The organism is Nioella aestuarii, from assembly GCF_050896395.1.
GTDB lineage: Bacteria > Pseudomonadota > Alphaproteobacteria > Rhodobacterales > Rhodobacteraceae > Nioella > Nioella aestuarii.
The window spans coordinates 1-17,583 of sequence record NZ_JBPBBA010000044.1; the positions used below are offsets into that span (position 1 = coordinate 1).

The following is a 17,583-nucleotide window of genomic DNA, read 5'->3' on the forward strand; positions in this document are numbered from 1 at the left end:
GTTGTCCAGCAGGCACTTGCTGGCCCAGTGTATGGTCAATTGTGGCGACGCAAGGGGAGCGCTAGAAGAAATCAAGGCGAGGCGCCCTCGCCAGTGCCCGACACGCCCCCTACGGCGCCTGAAGAATCTACGACCGAGATCGTGACCGAGGCCGAAACGCCTGCGGCATCGCTGGCTCCGGTGACGTCCTTCCGCCCAACCGCACGGCCCATCCGCACCGCAGCGGAGGCCCCGACGCCTGACACCCCTCCCGCGGTTGAAGAGCGTGACCCTCTGGCCGACGCCATCGCCGCTGCCGTAGCCGAAGCCGCAACCGAAACGCCGCCAGCACCCGCTGCACCGTCCGGGCCACCGCTGTCTGCCGGGCAGCGCGACGGGCTGCGGCTGGCCGTGCAGCAATGCTGGAACGTGGGCAGCCTGTCGTCAGAGGCATTGCAGACCGTTGTGACCATCTCGGTCCAGATGTCGCGTGATGGACGGCCCGAGACCGGATCCATCCGCGTGATCGAGTCGCGCGGCGGGTCCGATGCCGCCGCCCGTCAGGCCTTTGAGGCGGCGCGACGTGCAGTGATCCGCTGTGGGGCCAATGGCTATGACCTGCCAGAGGAAAGCTATGACCACTGGCGAGAGCTGGAAATCACTTTCAACCCCGAGGAGATGCGGCTCAGATGACCTGTCAGTTCCGCCCCCGTCGCGCACATAGCGCAAAAACCTGCCGACACGGCGCGGGTTCCGATCTGCTATGTGATCGCTATACTCCGTGCGATATTTTGTTGATGACCTTCCGACCCGAGGAGTTGAGCCAGAAATGACTCGTATTATCCACGCTATGCTGGCCGTGCTGCTGGCCGCCGCCGCGTTGACAGCGCTGCCAGCCGCCGCGCAAAGCCCCGGCCCGCTTCGCATTGAAATCACCGAAGGCGTGATCGAGCCCTTGCCCTTTGCCCTGCCAGAATTCATCGCAGGCAACAGTGCAGCGACCGACGCGGCCAGCGATATCACCCGTGTGATTGCTGCCGATCTGGTTGGCACCGGCTTGTTCCGGGAGGTTCCGCGCAGCGCCCATATCTCTTCAGTCACCAGCTTTGACAGCCCCGTACAATGGAGCGATTGGCAGGCCATCAACGCACAGGCGCTGATCACAGGATCGGTCACGATGGAAGGTGGTCAATTGGTGGTGCGCTTCCGCCTATTTGACGTGTTTTCGGAACAACCGCTTGGGTCGGGCCTACAATTCGTTGGCAGCCCCGACAGCTGGCGGCGCATGGCCCATACGGTGGCCGACCACGTCTATGAACGGATCACCGGCGAAAGCGGCTATTTCGACAGCCGCGTGGTGTTTATCGCGCAGGAAGGCCCAAAGAACGCGCGGCTCAAGCGCATCGCGATCATGGATTATGACGGCGCGAATGTGCAGTTCCTGACCGACAGCCGGTCCCTGGTTCTTGCGCCCCGCTTTTCGCCCACGGGTGATCGCATTTTGTACACCAGCTACGAATCCGGCATTCCCCGCGTCTATATCATGGACCTCGCCAGCGTTCGGGCCCGTCCGCTGGAAGATGACGCCCTGACAATGACCTTCAGCCCCCGCTTTTCGCCCGATGGTAACAGCGTGGTTTTCTCTGCTGAACGGGGTGGCAATACCGATATCTATCTGCTGAACCTGCAAACCGGAGATCGCCGCCGTCTGACCGATGCGCCCTCAATCGAAACGGCCCCCAGTTTTTCGCCCGATGGCAGCCAGATCGTGTTTGAAAGCGATCGGTCCGGAACGCAGCAGCTCTACATCATGTCCGCAAATGGCGGTGAGGGCCGACGGATCAGCCGCAACGAGGGCCGCTATGGCACACCCGTGTGGTCGCCGCGCGGCGATCTGATTGCCTTTACCAATCAGCAGGACGGCCGCTTCCATATCGGCGTGATGCGCACCGACGGCTCAGAGGAACGGCTGCTCACGTCGTCGTTTCTTGACGAAGGCCCCACCTGGGCGCCCAATGGTCGCGTGATCATGTTCACGCGTGAAACCGCCGGGGCCGATGGTGCGCCCGCGATCTATTCGGTCGATATCTCGGGTCGGAACCTGCAACGGGTCTCGACGCCCGGCATGGCTTCCGATCCGGCATGGTCGCCGCAATTGCCGTAAGACATCAGGCGGGCAGGGGCATGTTCACAACGCCCCGCCCGTGATACCCTTGCGCAAACAAAAGCGCATTCATGAGGACGACGCAGGATGAAACTCTTTCTGAAACTGACCCTTCTGGTCGCGGTGCTTGGCCTGACGGCCTGTGGCGATAATCGCTATTTCGGTGATGCCGGCATGGGCGGTGGCGCGGGTGCGGGCGCTGGTGCCGGAGCGGCAGGCGATCCCAACTCTGTAGCCTATTTCAACGAAATCGTGGGTGACCGGGTGCTCTTCGAGGTGGACCAGTCCACCCTGACCGCCGAAGGTCGCGCGACGCTGGACGATCAGGCCGACTGGCTCCTGCGCAATATGGAATACAACGCGCTGATCGAAGGTCACGCGGATGAACAGGGTACGCGGGACTACAACCTTGCGCTTGGGGCCCGGCGGGCCGCTGCCGCGCGTGACTATCTGTTGACACGCGGCATCACCGCCGCGCGCCTGCGCACCATTAGCTATGGCAAGGAACGCCCGCTGGCGATCTGTTCCGAGGAAAGCTGTTACCGTCAGAACCGTCGCGCCGTGACTGTTCTTGAAATCGGATCGGGGGCCTGATCCATGCGGCGCGCGCTGATCCTCGCCCTTGTTCTGGCCCTGCCAGCCCCGGCCGCGCTGGCGCAAAGCCGGTCTGAAACACTGGCCGACATCCGTCAGGAACTGTCGGTTCTGTGGGTGGAGATTCAGCGCCTTCGTACAGAGCTTTCTACCACCGGCGGGCCAACCGGTACCGCCGGGGGCAGCACGCTGGAACGGGTCGACGCGATCGAGCGGGAATTGCGCCGCCTAACCAGTTCGACCGAGGATTTGCAGATCCGGGTGGACAGCATCGTGACCGATGGAACCAACCGGATCGGCGATCTGGAGTTCCGTCTGTGCGAACTGGAGGATGACTGCGACATCGGCTCGCTCGGGGATACACCTACGCTTGGCGGTGGCTCCGCACCCGTTGCCGCCCCTGCTCAGCCGGTTTCAACCGGGTCCAATGGCCCGCGCCTGGCAGAGGCGGAACAAAGCGATTTCGACCGGGCTATGGCGGCATATGAATCAGGCGATTACGCCGGGGCTGCGCAGGGCTTTCAGTCTTATACCGATACCTATCCCGGTGGCGCGCTAAGCGCCGAGGCACATTTTTGGCGGGGTGAGGCCGAGGCCAATCAAGGCGCTTGGAACCGCGCCGCGCGCGCCTATTTGGCCAGCTTCAGCGGTGCACCCGATGCGCCCCGTGCTGCCGAAAGCTTGTATCGTTTGGGCACGAGCCTGAATGAGCTTGGGCAGCGGGACGAAGCTTGCCTGACCCTGGGCGAGGTCGAGGTTCGCTATCCTTCCTCCCCCATCGTGCTCGAGTCCCGTGCCGCCATGACGCGGTTCGGCTGCAATTGAGCCTCGACGCCCGCTTTGCCGCCTCGATGGAGCGGCTGCTTGCGGGGCATCGACCTGACCGGTTGGCGGTTGCGGTCTCTGGCGGCGGGGATTCCTTGGCGCTGCTTGGGCTTGCCTGTGATTGGGCCGAGGAAAACAGCTGCCGAATCCAAGCTCTGACAGTCGATCATGGGCTGCGCCCCGAGGCGGGAGACGAGGCCCTGCTGGTCGCACGCGAGGCGATGCGTATGGGTGCGCAGCATGACACGCTTTACTGGACGGGTTGGGACGGCAAGGGCAATCTATCAGCCGCTGCCAGAGATGCCCGTTACGCGCTGATGCGTGATTTCTGTGCGCGCGAAGGCATCGGCGCGATCCTTCTTGGGCATACACAGGATGATCAGGCGGAAACCGTGCTGATGCGGCTGGCGCGCGGATCGGGGGTGGATGGGCTGTCTGCCATGTCCGAGGGACGCTTTGGCCGCGACGATATCTTACGCCCTGTGCTTGACGAAACCCGGGCTGATCTGCGGATCTGGCTGACCCGGCAGGGAATGCGCTGGTTCGAAGACCCCACGAATGACGATCCCAGATATGACCGGGTGCGCGCCCGCCGCTTGCTGACACAACTGGCGCCTTTCGGGCTCAACTCGGCCAGATTGGCGGAAACGGCGGCATCGCTGGCGCGGGCGCGGGTGGCCCTTTTGGCGCGTGCTGTGGATGTCGCTGACAAAATTGTGCGTGACCGACAGGGGGTCCTAGTCTTTGACCAGAAGGGGTTGGAGCAAACAGAAGAGGAAACCCGGCTGCGGTTGATAGCACATGGGTTGGCCTGCCTGTCCGGCGCCCCCTACAAGCCGCGCTTGGCGTCGCTGTCGGCAACACTGGACCGGGCACTGGCCGGGCAGGGGGGAACATTGCAGGGATGCCGCCTGATCCCACGCGGTGAAAACCTGATGATGGTGCGTGAATTCAAGGCGGTAGAGACCATTGAATGCGCCGCCGACGGGGTAGAGGTTTGGGATGGTCGCTGGTGCATTTTTGCGCCCGATCACCCCGCCGCAAAGGTCCGGGCATTGGGCGAAGAGGGGCTGTCACAATGGGACCGGCCAGCGGCGCTTTCTCATGCCGTGATGTTGTCCTGGCCGGGGGTTTGGCAGGGCAATCGCCTTCTCGCGGTTCCCGGTTTCTGGAACGATGACGCGATCCACAGCGAATATGCCGCATCAGCGGGTTTTCACGCGACGATAAAATCGCATTGAAGTCAGAGGCTGCATGCCTATTTTAGGCAAAGTGTCCGGCGCGGGCTTTCCCCGGGCGCCGAAGTTAGGAGAAATCTCTTGGGCAATGCGAGAAATATCGCCTTCTGGGTCATTCTGTTTCTGTTGATCCTAGCGCTGTTCAATCTGTTCAGCGGCAATCAGTCCACGATGAGCGCGCGCAGCGTCGCCTATTCCGACTTCATCGCGCAGGTCGAGGGTGGGGCGGTTAGCAACGTGGTGCTGGATGGCGAAACAATCCAGTTCACGACCGGACAGGGTACTTTCGAAACGACCCGGCCGTCCGAGGTGGACGTGACACCGGTGCTTCTCGAAAACGACGTGCGCATCCAGGCGCGGCCACAGGAACAGTCCGGCTTCATGGCGGGCCTTATGATGTGGCTGCCGGTGCTTGTGCTGATCGGCGTGTGGATCTTCTTCATGAACCGTATGCAGGGCGGCGGACGCGGCGGGGCCATGGGCTTTGGCAAGTCCAAGGCCAAGCTGTTGACGGAAAAGCATGGTCGCGTGACCTTTGACGATGTGGCCGGCATCGATGAGGCAAAGGAAGAGCTGGAGGAGATCGTCGAGTTCCTGCGTAACCCGCAGAAGTACAGCCGTCTTGGCGGTAAGATCCCCAAAGGCGCTTTGCTGGTTGGCCCTCCAGGCACCGGTAAGACGCTGCTGGCCCGCGCCATCGCGGGTGAGGCGGGCGTTCCCTTCTTCACCATCTCGGGCTCTGACTTTGTGGAAATGTTCGTGGGTGTGGGCGCAAGCCGCGTTCGGGATATGTTCGAACAGGCCAAGAAGAATGCGCCCTGTATCGTCTTCATCGACGAGATCGACGCCGTGGGCCGGTCCCGTGGTGTGGGCTATGGCGGCGGCAATGATGAACGCGAACAGACGCTGAACCAGCTGCTGGTGGAAATGGACGGGTTCGAGGCCAACGAGGGCATCATCATCGTCGCGGCCACCAACCGCCCTGACGTTCTGGACCCCGCACTTTTGCGTCCGGGCCGTTTCGACCGTCAGGTGCAGGTGCCGAACCCCGATATCAAGGGCCGCGAGAAGATCCTCGGCGTGCACGCCCGCAAGGTGCCGCTTGGCCCTGACGTGGACCTGCGCATCATCGCGCGTGGCACACCGGGTTTTTCGGGCGCTGATCTGGCGAACCTTGTGAACGAGTCGGCCTTGATGGCTGCCCGCGTGGGTCGCCGTTTCGTGACGATGGAAGATTTTGAAAACGCCAAGGACAAGGTGATGATGGGGGCTGAACGCCGGTCCATGGTCATGACCGAGGACGAGAAGAAGCTGACCGCCTATCACGAAGCCGGTCACGCCATCGTCGGTCTCAACGTCCCGCAGCACGATCCGATCCACAAGGCGACGATCATCCCGCGTGGCCGGGCGCTTGGCCTTGTTCTGTCGCTGCCTGAGCGTGATCAACTGTCGGTCAGCTACACCAAATATACCTCAAAGATTGCGATGGCCATGGGCGGTCGCGTCGCTGAGGAGCTGATCTTTGGGCCGGAAAACGTAACCTCTGGTGCAGCTTCCGACATCCAGCAAGTGACCCGTATCGCCCGTGCGATGGTCACCCAGTTCGGATTTGCCGAGGAACTGGGTTATGTCGATTACGCCAACGAACAACAGTCGCATCTGGGCTCTTATGGCGGTGGAACCAGCCACTCTGCGGCAACACAGAAGATCATCGACGACAAGGTCAAGGAACTGGTGGATGAGGGGTATCAGACCGCCAAGCGCATCCTGACCGAAAAGCATGATGATCTGGAACGTCTGGCGCAGGGTCTTCTGGAATACGAGACGCTAACCGGAAACGAGATCACCAAAGTGATCGCGGGCGAGCCCCTAAATCGCGGCGAAGATGATGATGACACCGATACCGGTGGAACAGCTTCGATCACGGCGATCCCCAAGACCAAGCCGAAGATCAAATCGCCCGATAATGGGCTTGAGCCGGAACCGTCTTCCTGATCTGCACAAAAAGAACCCCCGGTCACATCGACCGGGGGTTCTTTTTTCAGCTGGTCCAATCGAGCCGGCGGATCAGTCACAGGGGTCGTATTGCCGCTTTTGTCATACCGTATTCCGTCGCGACCGGGCACTACCAGACCCGGCCCGGGATCACGCGCCCCTGTTAAAACGTCAAAGGCGTCGTTGCGTGGCCAGGTAGGCTATTCTGAAGATGGCGTAGATGGCGTGCCCGAAGGCATAAATCACGAGGATCCCGAAAAAGAGATCTGTGCCGTCGATGAAAGCAGAAGGGTTGCCGCGCCCCAGGGAGTTGCCGAGAAATTCCAGAAGCCATCCCCATGGAACGTCGTCGGCGCAGCTGATCCTGCCGGGCACAAAGCTCCAATGCATGTTGACGGCTTGTGACCCGCAGCCGGGGAAATGCGGGTTCGGGACATCGCCCATGGGCATTCGGTTGCGGACCCATTGGCCACTGATGGACATCAGGGCAATCGCCAGGAAAACGGTATCGATCAGATAGAAGATCGGTCGCCGCCGTCCATTGGGCTGGCGGCCTGGCGGTGTGCCGGGCGTCTCGCGCATATGCGGCATCGGGCAATCTGGTCTGAGAGACTTGCGGTCGATAGGGGCGAGATCAGATTGGCGCGGTAACAGTCAGGGCCAGGCTGATGCCAAAAGCGAAACCGGCGTGGATCAGAACGATGGGTGCGGACATTTTGTTTCTCCTGACCAATGTGGCGCGTTGTGTATCCATGAGTCGTGTGGAGTCTCGTGCCGGTTCAAAAGTTTTTTCGCGTCGCGCATCGGAAACAGGAATTGGCGGATGAAAGCCTGAAAACGTCGGAAACGCCCCTGTCTGGTCGGGGCTTTCTCGTTATGGGTGAGTCCAGAACTCCGCCCCTGCCAACAGGACCGACTCAAAATGGCCTTCAAGACCGATATCCAAATCGCCCGCGAAGCAAAGAAACGTCCGATCCAAGAAATCGGCGACAAGCTTGGCATCCCGTCTGATCACCTGCTGCCATACGGCCATGACAAGGCCAAGGTCAGCCAGGATTTCATCAACTCCGTCCAGGACCGCAAGGACGGCAAGCTGATCCTCGTAACCGCCATCAACCCGACGCCTGCGGGCGAAGGCAAGACCACGACCACTGTCGGTCTGGGTGACGGTCTGTGCGCCATCGGTAAGAACGCTGCGATCTGTATTCGCGAAGCGTCGCTTGGGCCGAACTTTGGGATGAAGGGCGGGGCCGCTGGTGGCGGCTATGCGCAGGTCGTTCCGATGGAGGAAATGAACCTCCACTTCACCGGCGATTTCCACGCGATCACTTCTGCCCACAACCTGCTGTCGGCGATGATCGATAACCATATCTACTGGGGCAACGAGCTGGAGATCGACGAGCGTCGCGTGACCTGGCGCCGGGTGCTCGACATGAACGACCGCGCGCTGCGCGACACCGTGACCTCGCTTGGCGGTGTGTCGAACGGTTTCCCCCGTCAGACCGGGTTTGACATCACTGTGGCTTCCGAGGTTATGGCGATCCTTTGCCTTGCCAAGAACCTCGATGACCTTCAGCGCCGCCTCGGCGACATGATCGTTGCCTATCGCCGTGACCGCAGCCCGATCTATTGCCGCGATATCAAGGCCGACGGCGCGATGACCGTGCTGCTGCGCGATGCGATGCAGCCGAACCTTGTGCAGACGCTGGAAAACAACCCTGCCTTCGTGCATGGCGGTCCGTTCGCCAACATCGCCCATGGCTGCAACTCTGTCACCGCCACCACCACCGCGCTGAAACTGGCCGACTACGTGGTGACTGAGGCGGGCTTCGGCGCCGACTTGGGGGCCGAAAAGTTCATGAACATCAAGTGCCGCAAAGCCGGTCTTGCGCCGTCCTGTGTGGTGGTCGTTGCCACCGTGCGCGCGATGAAGATGAACGGCGGCGTTGCCAAGGCCGACCTGGGTGCGGAAAACGTGGACGCGGTCAAGAAGGGCTGCCCGAACCTGGGCCGTCACATCGAGAACGTCAAATCCTTCGGCGTCCCTGTCGTCGTGGCCATCAACCACTTCGTGACCGACACCGATGCAGAGGTGCAGGCAGTCAAGGACTACGTGGCGTCCATGGGCTCCGAGGCGATCCTGTGCCAGCACTGGGCCAAGGGTTCGGAAGGCACCAAGGAACTGGCGACCCGCGTGGCCGAGATTGCCGATGCTGACATGGCCAATTTCGCACCGCTCTACGCGGATGATCTGAGCCTCTTCGAGAAAATCGAGACCATCGCCAAGCGCATCTACCGCGCCGATGAGGTTCTGGCCGATGCCAAGATCCGCAATCAGCTGAAGGAATGGGAAGACGCAGGATACGGCAATCTGCCGGTCTGCATGGCGAAAACCCAATACTCCTTCACCACCGACCCGAACCGCCGTGGCGCACCTACGGGGCACTCGGTTCCGGTTCGTGAAGTGCGCCTGTCCGCTGGTGCTGGTTTCGTCGTGGTGATCTGTGGTGAGATCATGACCATGCCGGGTCTGCCGCGCACCCCCGCTGCGGAAACCATTCGCATCAACGAAGAAGGCCTCGTCGAAGGACTCTTCTGAGGCAACGGACAGAGGGGCGGCTTTCGGGCCGCCCTTTGCCCATGCGTTTGCTACGAACTGGCAAGAGGATTTTCAGCAGATGCGTGCTGCCCTGATCGACGGAAAGGCCATCGCGGCAGATATGCGCGCGCAGGTCTGTCAGCAGGCCGAGGAGTTGGCAAGCGCGGGCTGGCAGCCCAAACTTGTCTCCGTCTCCGTGGGCGACACGGCGGCGGCTGAACTTTACGTGCGAAACCAGCAGCGCAGTGCAGAAAGTGCGGGCGTTGCGTTTGAGGCGCGCACCTACCCTGCGGAAACCTCGCTGGAACAGCTGACGGGTATCCTCCACGGTCTCAATGCCGACCCGCGTGTGAACGGCATCATCATCCAGCGCCCCTTGCCCGCGCATATCCCGGTGAAGGTGCTGCAAAAGGCCGTGCATCCGTTGAAGGATGTGGAGGGGATGCACCCCGCGTCCATTGGCAATATCGTCTACAACGACCTTGCCCTCGGGCCCTGTACCGCTGTCGCGGCGGTCGAGATCCTCAAGACACTGCCCTTGCCGATGGAGGGGCTCAACGTTACCGTGATCGGCCATTCCGAGATCGTGGGCAAACCGATCGCCTTCCTGCTGATGGGGCTTGGTGCGACGGTCACGGTCTGCCACCATATGACCCGTTCTGTTGCCATGCACAGCCGTGCGGCCGATGCGGTTTTCGTGGCCGTGGGCAAGCCCGGGCTGGTGACGGGCGACATGCTGAAACCGGGCGCGGCGCAGATCGACATCGGGATCAACCGGATCGAGACGCCGGAAGGGCCGAAAACCGTGGGCGACGCCGATTTCGACAGCTGCGCCGAGGTGGCGGGCTGGATCACGCCGGTTCCCGGCGGGGTTGGCCCAGTGACGGTCGCCACGCTAATGAAGAACGCCGTTCTGGCCACGCGGCTGCAAATGGATCACTACCGCGCGGCCTTTGCGAATACGGAGGTCTGAGCGATGGCCAATCGCCCCGCACCGGGATCGGTGCAGACAATAGCAGAGCTTCGCAGCTGCATAGACGAGATTGACGAGGCACTTCTTGTGCTTTTGGCTGAGCGTCAGAGCTACACGGATCGCGCGCCGGAACTGAAGGCGCGCGAGGGCATTGCGGCTGCGGCCCCGTCGCGTGTGCGCCAGGTTCTGGACCATGTCAGGGCGCGGGCAGACGCGGCGGGCATGGATGCGGATCTTGCGGAATCCATGTGGCGGATCATGATTGAGACGGTGATCGCCCGCGAAGAGCGGGTCATCGGCAAGGAAGGGAAAGACGGATGAGTGCAACCATCATTGACGGAAAGGCCTTCGCGGCCAGGGTCCGCGCGCAGGTCGCCGAGCATGTAGCCCGGCTGAAGGAAGAACAGGGCATCACCCCCGGCCTTGCCGTGGTGTTGGTGGGCGAGGACCCGGCCAGCCAAGTCTATGTCCGCTCCAAGGGCAAGCAGACCGTCGAGGTTGGCATGAACAGCTACGAGCACAAGCTGGAGGCGGATACCTCGGAAGAGGACCTGCTGGCGCTGATCGCCCGGCTGAACAATGACCCGTCGGTGCATGGCATCCTCGTTCAGCTACCGCTGCCGGAGCATCTGAATTCTGACCTCGTGATCAACTCCATCGACCCTGCGAAGGATGTGGACGGGTTCCATATCTCGAACGTGGGTCTTCTGGGAACGGGCCAGAAAAGCATGGTGCCCTGCACGCCTCTGGGCTGTCTGATGATGCTGCGCGATCACCATGGGTCGCTTTCCGGCATGGATGCGGTTGTGGTGGGGCGCTCGAACATCGTGGGCAAGCCGATGGCGCAGTTGCTGCTTGGCGATAGCTGCACGGTGACAATTGCGCATAGCCGGACCAAGGATCTGGCGGCTGTGTGTCAGGGCGCGGATATTCTGGTGGCCGCCGTGGGCCGGCCCGAGATGATCCCCGGCGATTGGGTGAAGCCCGGCGCAACGGTCATCGACGTGGGCATAAACCGCATTCAACATCCTGAAAATCCAGAGAAAACGAAGCTGGTAGGTGATGTGGACTATGCCAGCTGTGCCGAAGTGGCGGGCGCGATCACGCCGGTGCCGGGCGGCGTGGGGCCGATGACCATCGCCTGCCTGCTGGCCAATACGCTGACCGCCTGCTGTCGCGCGAACGGGCTGGCGGAGCCGGAAGGCCTGACCGCCTGAGAGGCCAAAAACGAGGGGGTGACATGTGTTCACCCCCTATACACCCGCCGTGCACCCTGCGTACAGACACCGGCCCGGTTTCGCCGCCTGATGCGTCGAGCCGGGGGCGTGGTGGGCGCTGTTCATCGGATGCCTCTTGCGGGGGGCATTGGGCAAATAGGAGGGGTAGGGCGACAGTGATGTCAGCCTGTCTTTGGCGAGTGATGTTCATCGTGTAGGGTCTGACGGAGATGCGTCAGAGATAGGAGCCCTCTTATGGCAAAGCCCCGCAGCTATTCCGGCAAGGATATCGAGATCAGCTTCGACATGACGCGCTGCATTCATGCGCGGAATTGTTTTCTCAGTTTACCGCAGGTGTTCGATCCTGCCCGGCGGCCTTGGGTGCTGCCCGATGCTGCCCCCGCCGAAGAAATTGCGGCGATGATCCTCACCTGTCCCTCTGGCGCCCTGACATTCCGACGACTGGATGGTGGTGAGGACGAGAAAGCCAAGCCAATCAACCGGGTCCGGGTGCAGGAAAACGGGCCGGTGGAGCTGTCGGGCGATTTGCGCATGGTAGGGGAGCGGTTCACCCGAATGACCCTTTGCCGTTGCGGGCAGTCCGCCAACAAGCCCTTTTGCGACTATGCCCATGTGAAGGCCGGGTTTGCCGCGACGGGAGAGCCAGCGCCGTCGGACAAGGAGGCCGAGACGCGAATGGGCGAGGCTCTGGAGGTGAAGCCGGTGCCCAATGGGCCGGTCGGACTGGTTGGACCGGTGGAGGTGACATCCGGCACCGGCGCGCGGATCGCGCGGGCGGAAAAGGTCTTTCTTTGCCGCTGCGGGCAGTCTGCCAACAAACCCTTTTGCGATGGCAGTCACAAGGCGGCGGGGTTCACGACGGAAGAAAGCTGAGCCACCGGGCCGCGTTCCTAGAGCGTATCAAGCTGGAGATAGAAGGCTTCCATCCCCTCGGTCATGCCGGTGGCGATGGCTTCATCCCGTGCGTCACGGCTTTCGTATGTCATGGTCATTGTCATCAAGGTGCCCGCCGCATGCGCGGCGAATTCTGTGACGATGTGACTGTCGCTGGTTGTCATGTCTGGCAGGTGCATGCGTTCCACATGCTCGATCCGATGGGGCGGGTCGAGGGCGAGAAATTCGCCTGTGACTTCGAAATCCGGCATCTCGGCGGCCTCGCCTTCCCAGACCACCGGGAAGCTGCCGCCGGGTCGGGCGTCGTAGGTGCAATCCGCGACCACATATCCCATCGCGCCAGACATCCACTGGCGGACGAGGGTGGCCTCGGTATGGGCGCGATAGACGCGGTCGGGCGGAGCGGAAACGGCGCGTGTCAGGACAAGCTGTTTGTCGCCCACAAGCTTGGTTTCAAGGGTCATTCTGGGGGTCCTCTTGAGCCAGAAGGGTGTCGAGGCGGGCGTAGTTCGCCTCCATGATTGCCCGGAATCCATCCAGCCAGGCGTCGAGTTCGGAGAGTCGATGGGGTTTGAGCCGGAACATGCGCTTCGTCCCGGCGCGACGATCGTCGATAAGCCCCGCCTCGCGCAACGTTCGTAAGTGGCGTGACACTGCCGGTTGTGACAGGTCGAAGGGGCTGGCGAGGTCGCCGGCGCTGGCCTCTCCCTTTCGCAACCGGTCGAGGATCGCGCGGCGGGTCGGGTCGGCGAGGGCCACAAAGAGACTGTCCATCGAGCTATTCATAACGTGAAACATATATAACGATTCGGTTATATTTTCCAGTGAGATTTTAGACCGGCACCATCGTGCCCTGCAGAACCGCCACCAGCTTGCGGCGTCCATCGGCATATTCGGTTTCGACATTGGCCCGCGTGATGACGAGACGACGGCCGGGTTTGATGACCTCACCGGTTGCGACCAGTCTTGTGCCATCAGCCGGTGCGATGAGATTGATCTTCATCTCGGCGGTCAGAACGTCGGAGCCTTCGGCCATGGTGGTCAGCGCCGAATAGCCAGCCGCGCTGTCACCTAGGGCAAATGTCAGGCCCGCATGGGCGAACCCGTGCTGCTGACTGGTCTGCGGCACAATGGGGGCTGAGATGACCACGCGCCCTGGGTCTATGCTGTCGATCCGGGCGGACAGGGTGGCCATAAGTCCTTGTTTGTCGAAGCTGTTCCTGATGTGCGTTTCCATGGCCGGTCCTCCTTGCCGGGTGATCCTGCCTATCGCTGTGCCGGGCGACAAGCCGGTCTGGAAAGAACGCAGCGTCGATTAGCGGGGCATGGGCACCGCAAGGGGTGGGTCGGTCAGCAGGATCGCCTGCGCGCCCGGACCCATCAGGGTACAGAGCGGCGGGCGGTCACAATGAAGCCCGCCCGTATAGGTGCCATAGGCGGGAAGGATCAGGCGCGATTCATCGATCAGGAAACAGGCTCGGGTCAGGCTGCGGGATTTCAGGGGGATGCGCGCCTTGGGGTGGTAGTGGCCAGAGATTTCGCCCCTAGCGTTAGGCGTTGCGATGTGGCGGAAGGTAAGGGGCGCGTCGTGGTGGCTGTGCAGGTGGGTTCCGCCAAGATCAACGGGCCCGGCATCGTGGTTGCCCTCGATCCAGATCCAGTGGCGGCCCGCCATGAGCGTGACAAGCATCGCGCGGGCCTGATCCTCCAACGCGCGCATGGCGTCGAGATCGTCAAAGCTGTCGCCAAGGCACAGGACCGTTTCGGGGGCCGTGGCGCGGATGTCGGCGTCAAGCCGGGTGAGTGTTTCGCGCGCCTCATAGGGGGGCAGGATCGGGCCGCCGCGCCTGGCCATGCGTTCGGATTTTCCCAGGTGCAGGTCAGACACGCAGAGCAGCCGACGCTCGGGCCAGTGTAGCGCGCCGGAGGGCAGGGCAGTGAGGGCTTCACCTGCGAAGGGGAAAGGATATCCGTTCATGATCTGTTCCATCGCATGGCTTGTGGCCGCGCGCAAGAGATCGGGACAGGGATCCGGAGTGGACGGGCCACATATCCTTCACACCAGCCCTGCGGCTTCCATCAGTGTCTTGCGTTCGCGTTCAATCATCACGTCCTCCGCGCTGCCTTTGACGGGGACTTTGCCGACCTCCAGAAACAGGGGCGCGGCCAGCGGGGTGACGCGGGACAGGGCCTGGTGGTCGATACGGGGACCGATGCGGTCGAGCATCTCTTCGACCCGGCCGAAATCGATCAGACCGCGCATTGCCTCGGCTCGGGTGATGTCGAGCATCAGGTGGTCGGGATCGTATTTGCGCAAAGTGTCATAGAGGATGTCAGTGGAAAATGTCGCCTGCCGCCCGGACTTGCGCTTGCCGCCGGGGCTGTTGCGGTCGATCAGGCCCGCCACAATGGCGGAGGTTTTGAAAGTGCGCTTCATCACGGCGTTTTCCGACAGCCAGCCCTCCAGCGCCTGGTGCAGCCCGTCGCGGGTAAAGAGCGGGGCGGGGTCGCTGACGGGATCGAGGCCCCAGATCAGAGTGGCATAGTCGGTGGCGACGAAGCCCATGGGGTTGAGGCCCCGTTCCTCCATACGTTGCGTGACCAGAAGTCCGAGCGTCTGCTGTGCGTTCTTGCCCGCGAAGCCATACAGGCAGAGGTGATGCAGCCCGTCATGCGGGAAGGTTTCGACCAGCAGCCGGTCCCGCTCTGGCAGCTTGGACACCTCTCGTTGCAGGGTCAGCCATTCGGCAGTGTGTGGGGGGAGGTTGGGCCAGTCGTCCTGCCGGAACATCGCCAGGATGCGGTCGGAAAGCTGGGTGGATGTGGCGAATTTGGTGCCGGAGAAGACGGCGATCTTCGGTTTGCGGCCCTTGTCGCGGCTGACCTCGACGACCATTTCGCGCAAGCCTTCGTAGCGGACGATATGGCCACCGATCAGGAATGTGTCGCCTTGGGTGAGTGTGGCGGCGAAGGCCTCCTCAACCTCGCCCAAGGGTCTGCCGCCACGCCGGTTTTTCAGCTGTACCTTCAGTTTATCGCTGTCGGTGATCGTGCCGATATTCATGCGGATGCGGGCCGCCCCGCGTGGGTCGCGCAATTGCCACATGCCATCGGGGCGCTGGACCAGCCGTTGCCATTGATCGTAAGCGCGAAGGGCGTAGCCACCTGTCGCCGTGAAATCGAGACAGCGGTCAAAAGTGGTGCGCGGCAACGCGGCATAGGCGCCGACGGTCTTCACCTCTGCAAAGAGGCTATCAGCATCGAACGGCCCGGCAGCGGCGCGAATGAGGATATGCTGGCAAAGCACGTCCAAGGGCCCTGGCCCGCGCGGCTCGCCGTCCAGCGCATGAGCCTTTACGGCCTCGAGCGCGGCGACACATTCGACCACTTCGAAACGGTTTGCGGGCACCAGAAGCGCACGGGAGGGGGCGTTGTAGCGGTGATTGGCGCGACCGATCCGTTGCACAAGCCGCTTGACGTTCTTCGGTGCGCCCACCTGAATGACAAGGTCCACATCGCCCCAGTCGATACCCAGATCGAGCGTGCCTGTGCAGACGATGGCGCGTAGCGCGCCCGCCACCATTGCGGCCTCGACCCGTTCCCGCTGCTCGCGGGCAAGTGCGCCATGATGGATGCCTATTGGCAGTCCTTCCTCGTTCGCAAGCCACAGATTATGAAAGAAAATCTCTGCCTGAGCGCGGGTGTTGTGAAAGATGAGCGTGGTCTTGTGACGCTTGATCTGATCCAGCACAGCCGGGATCGCATAGGCCCCGCCGCCGCCCGACCATGGCGGGCGCTCTTCGGTTTCCAGCATGGCGATATCGGGATCGGGGCCGGGATCGGCATACAGGATCGGGCAGGGGTCCGGCGCACGGGCCAGAAGCCTGGACAGCGCGGGCGGGTCTTCGACCGTGGCCGAAAGGCCCACCCGGCGCAGGCCAGGGGCGAGCGTTTCCAGCCGCGAGAGGGCAAGGAACAGCTGATCTCCGCGCTTGCTTTCCGCCAGTGCGTGGATTTCATCAATGATGACGCGCTTGAGCCCCCGGAAGATATGCCCGGCATCCTCGTAGGAGGTTAGCAGGGCGAGGCTTTCTGGCGTCGTCAGCAGGATGTGCGGCGGGTCGGCGCGCTGGCGCTTGCGCTTGCTGTGCGAAGTGTCGCCAGTGCGGTCTTCGATACGGATGGGCAGACCCATCTCCTCGACCGGACGGCTCAGATTGCGTTTGATATCGGCGGCAAGCGCCTTGAGCGGTGAGACATAGAGCGTGTGCAGCCCATCATGCGCACCACCCACAAGCTCTGCCAGCGTGGGCAAGAACCCCGCCATTGTCTTGCCCCCACCGGTGGGGGCGATCAGCATCAGGGCGGGTTCATTTGCCCGGTCGAACATCTCGCGTTGATGGGAATGGATCTGCCAGCCCTGCCGGGAAAACCAGGTCTCTATGATGGGAGGCAGGGCGGTCATGATGCGAGTTTAAAGCGTTGGCGCCGCTTTGCCAGATGTCCTGTCGCGTAACGAGAAATTCCGACGGAAATTCCGCGCTGCAGCGTGACAGGCGCAGGTATCATTTTTCGGAGTATTTGCCATGTCTGCTTTGCGCAAATGGGCCACGCCGCTGACTGTCGGAAGTTTCATGATCATGGGGGTGACCGGAACGTTGATGTTCTTTCACCTCGATAGCGGGCTCAACAAACTGGTCCATGAATGGGCCGGGTGGGCGATGCTGATTGGTGTCGGTGCCCATCTGGTGCTGAACTGGCGGGCATTTGCCGGCTATTTCAAACGCCCTGTGCCGCTAACGGTGATGCTGGTCAGCGCGGCTGTGCTTGGCGCGTCCTTTGTTTCGACAGGGGCCGAGACACGAGTGAACCCGCTGATCCTCGTGACGGGTGCGGTGGTACGGGCGCCGCTTTCGGATGTAGCGGCTCTGACGGGCCAGTCGGTCGACGAGATCCTGGCGCAGTTGCAGGAGATGGAGCTTGCGGCGGATGCGAATATGGCGATTGCCGACATCGCGCAGGGTGATCGCGCCGTGCAGGCGCAGATCCTGAATACGGTCTTCACGCCGTAGGCGCGCGCGAGG

18 protein-coding genes are annotated in these 17,583 nt (G+C 62.2%); 12 read left to right on the plus strand and 6 right to left on the minus strand.

What is annotated here, in order from left to right:
• The first annotated feature begins 93 nt into the window (after positions 1 to 93).
• From ACROHD_RS18230 to ftsH, 6 genes are all read left to right on the plus strand, one after another.
• The gene (locus ACROHD_RS18230) at positions 94 to 672 is read left to right on the plus strand and encodes a hypothetical protein (RefSeq protein WP_432679842.1); all 579 of its coding nucleotides are present in this window, start codon (positions 94 to 96) and stop codon (positions 670 to 672) included.
• Positions 673 to 808: 136 nt separating this feature from the next.
• Complete coding sequence (gene tolB / locus ACROHD_RS18235) at positions 809 to 2,143, plus strand: Tol-Pal system beta propeller repeat protein TolB (protein ID WP_432679843.1); 1,335 nt, start codon at positions 809 to 811, stop codon at positions 2,141 to 2,143.
• A gap of 87 nt (positions 2,144 to 2,230) precedes the next feature.
• Positions 2,231 to 2,737 (plus strand): peptidoglycan-associated lipoprotein Pal, encoded by a 507-nt coding sequence (gene pal, locus ACROHD_RS18240; protein WP_432679844.1) that lies wholly within the window; start codon positions 2,231 to 2,233, stop codon positions 2,735 to 2,737.
• Positions 2,738 to 2,740: 3 nt separating this feature from the next.
• Complete coding sequence (gene ybgF, locus ACROHD_RS18245; protein ID WP_432679845.1) at positions 2,741 to 3,562, plus strand: tol-pal system protein YbgF; 822 nt, start codon at positions 2,741 to 2,743, stop codon at positions 3,560 to 3,562.
• Positions 3,559 to 4,803, plus strand: coding sequence for a tRNA lysidine(34) synthetase TilS (gene tilS, locus ACROHD_RS18250; RefSeq protein ID WP_432679846.1), 1,245 nt, complete (start codon positions 3,559 to 3,561; stop codon positions 4,801 to 4,803). Before ybgF ends, tilS begins: the two co-directional genes overlap by 4 nt.
• A 78-nt stretch (positions 4,804 to 4,881) precedes the next feature.
• A complete protein-coding gene (gene ftsH / locus ACROHD_RS18255) occupies positions 4,882 to 6,795 on the plus strand; it encodes an ATP-dependent zinc metalloprotease FtsH (RefSeq protein ID WP_432679847.1) in 1,914 nt (637 codons plus the stop codon).
• Positions 6,796 to 6,966: 171 nt separating this feature from the next.
• Here the strand turns inward: ftsH and ACROHD_RS18260 are convergent, their stop codons facing one another.
• Positions 6,967 to 7,377, minus strand: coding sequence for a hypothetical protein (locus ACROHD_RS18260; RefSeq protein WP_432679848.1), 411 nt, complete (start codon positions 7,375 to 7,377; stop codon positions 6,967 to 6,969).
• A 340-nt stretch (positions 7,378 to 7,717) separates the two neighbouring features.
• Here ACROHD_RS18260 and ACROHD_RS18265 point away from each other — a divergent pair, with 340 nt between their 5' ends.
• The 5 genes from ACROHD_RS18265 (at position 7,718) to ACROHD_RS18285 (ending at position 12,478) form a co-directional block, all read left to right on the plus strand.
• The gene (locus tag ACROHD_RS18265) at positions 7,718 to 9,394 is read left to right on the plus strand and encodes a formate--tetrahydrofolate ligase (RefSeq protein ID WP_432679849.1); all 1,677 of its coding nucleotides are present in this window, start codon (positions 7,718 to 7,720) and stop codon (positions 9,392 to 9,394) included.
• A 79-nt stretch (positions 9,395 to 9,473) separates the two neighbouring features.
• On the plus strand, positions 9,474 to 10,367 hold the full coding sequence (locus ACROHD_RS18270; protein WP_432679850.1) for a bifunctional 5,10-methylenetetrahydrofolate dehydrogenase/5,10-methenyltetrahydrofolate cyclohydrolase: 894 nt from the start codon (positions 9,474 to 9,476) through the stop codon (positions 10,365 to 10,367).
• Between the two features lie 3 nt (positions 10,368 to 10,370).
• A complete protein-coding gene (locus tag ACROHD_RS18275) occupies positions 10,371 to 10,688 on the plus strand; it encodes a chorismate mutase (RefSeq protein WP_432679851.1) in 318 nt (105 codons plus the stop codon).
• The gene (gene folD, locus ACROHD_RS18280; protein WP_432679852.1) at positions 10,685 to 11,584 is read left to right on the plus strand and encodes a bifunctional methylenetetrahydrofolate dehydrogenase/methenyltetrahydrofolate cyclohydrolase FolD; all 900 of its coding nucleotides are present in this window, start codon (positions 10,685 to 10,687) and stop codon (positions 11,582 to 11,584) included. Before ACROHD_RS18275 ends, folD begins: the two co-directional genes overlap by 4 nt.
• A gap of 255 nt (positions 11,585 to 11,839) precedes the next feature.
• Entirely contained in the window at positions 11,840 to 12,478 is a 639-nt protein-coding gene (locus ACROHD_RS18285; RefSeq protein WP_432679853.1) for a CDGSH iron-sulfur domain-containing protein, read from the plus strand.
• A 17-nt stretch (positions 12,479 to 12,495) separates the two neighbouring features.
• Here ACROHD_RS18285 and ACROHD_RS18290 read toward each other — a convergent pair whose 3' ends face one another.
• From ACROHD_RS18290 to ACROHD_RS18310, 5 genes are all read right to left on the minus strand, one after another.
• On the minus strand, positions 12,496 to 12,963 hold the full coding sequence (locus ACROHD_RS18290) for an SRPBCC domain-containing protein (RefSeq protein WP_432679854.1): 468 nt from the start codon (positions 12,961 to 12,963) through the stop codon (positions 12,496 to 12,498).
• Positions 12,953 to 13,273, minus strand: coding sequence for an ArsR/SmtB family transcription factor (locus tag ACROHD_RS18295; protein ID WP_432679855.1), 321 nt, complete (start codon positions 13,271 to 13,273; stop codon positions 12,953 to 12,955). Before ACROHD_RS18295 ends, ACROHD_RS18290 begins: the two co-directional genes overlap by 11 nt.
• A gap of 58 nt (positions 13,274 to 13,331) precedes the next feature.
• Positions 13,332 to 13,736, minus strand: a complete 405-nt coding sequence (locus tag ACROHD_RS18300; RefSeq protein ID WP_432679856.1) for a PaaI family thioesterase — start codon at positions 13,734 to 13,736, stop codon at positions 13,332 to 13,334.
• A gap of 78 nt (positions 13,737 to 13,814) precedes the next feature.
• Positions 13,815 to 14,477: a ligase-associated DNA damage response endonuclease PdeM gene (gene pdeM, locus ACROHD_RS18305; protein ID WP_432679857.1), complete on the minus strand. Its 663-nt coding sequence runs from the start codon at positions 14,475 to 14,477 to the stop codon at positions 13,815 to 13,817.
• Between the two features lie 78 nt (positions 14,478 to 14,555).
• Positions 14,556 to 16,964: a ligase-associated DNA damage response DEXH box helicase gene (locus tag ACROHD_RS18310; protein WP_432679858.1), complete on the minus strand. Its 2,409-nt coding sequence runs from the start codon at positions 16,962 to 16,964 to the stop codon at positions 14,556 to 14,558.
• Between the two features lie 121 nt (positions 16,965 to 17,085).
• Here ACROHD_RS18310 and ACROHD_RS18315 point away from each other — a divergent pair, with 121 nt between their 5' ends.
• Positions 17,086 to 17,571 (plus strand): DUF4405 domain-containing protein, encoded by a 486-nt coding sequence (locus ACROHD_RS18315; protein WP_432679859.1) that lies wholly within the window; start codon positions 17,086 to 17,088, stop codon positions 17,569 to 17,571.
• Positions 17,572 to 17,583: the final 12 nt, after the last annotated feature.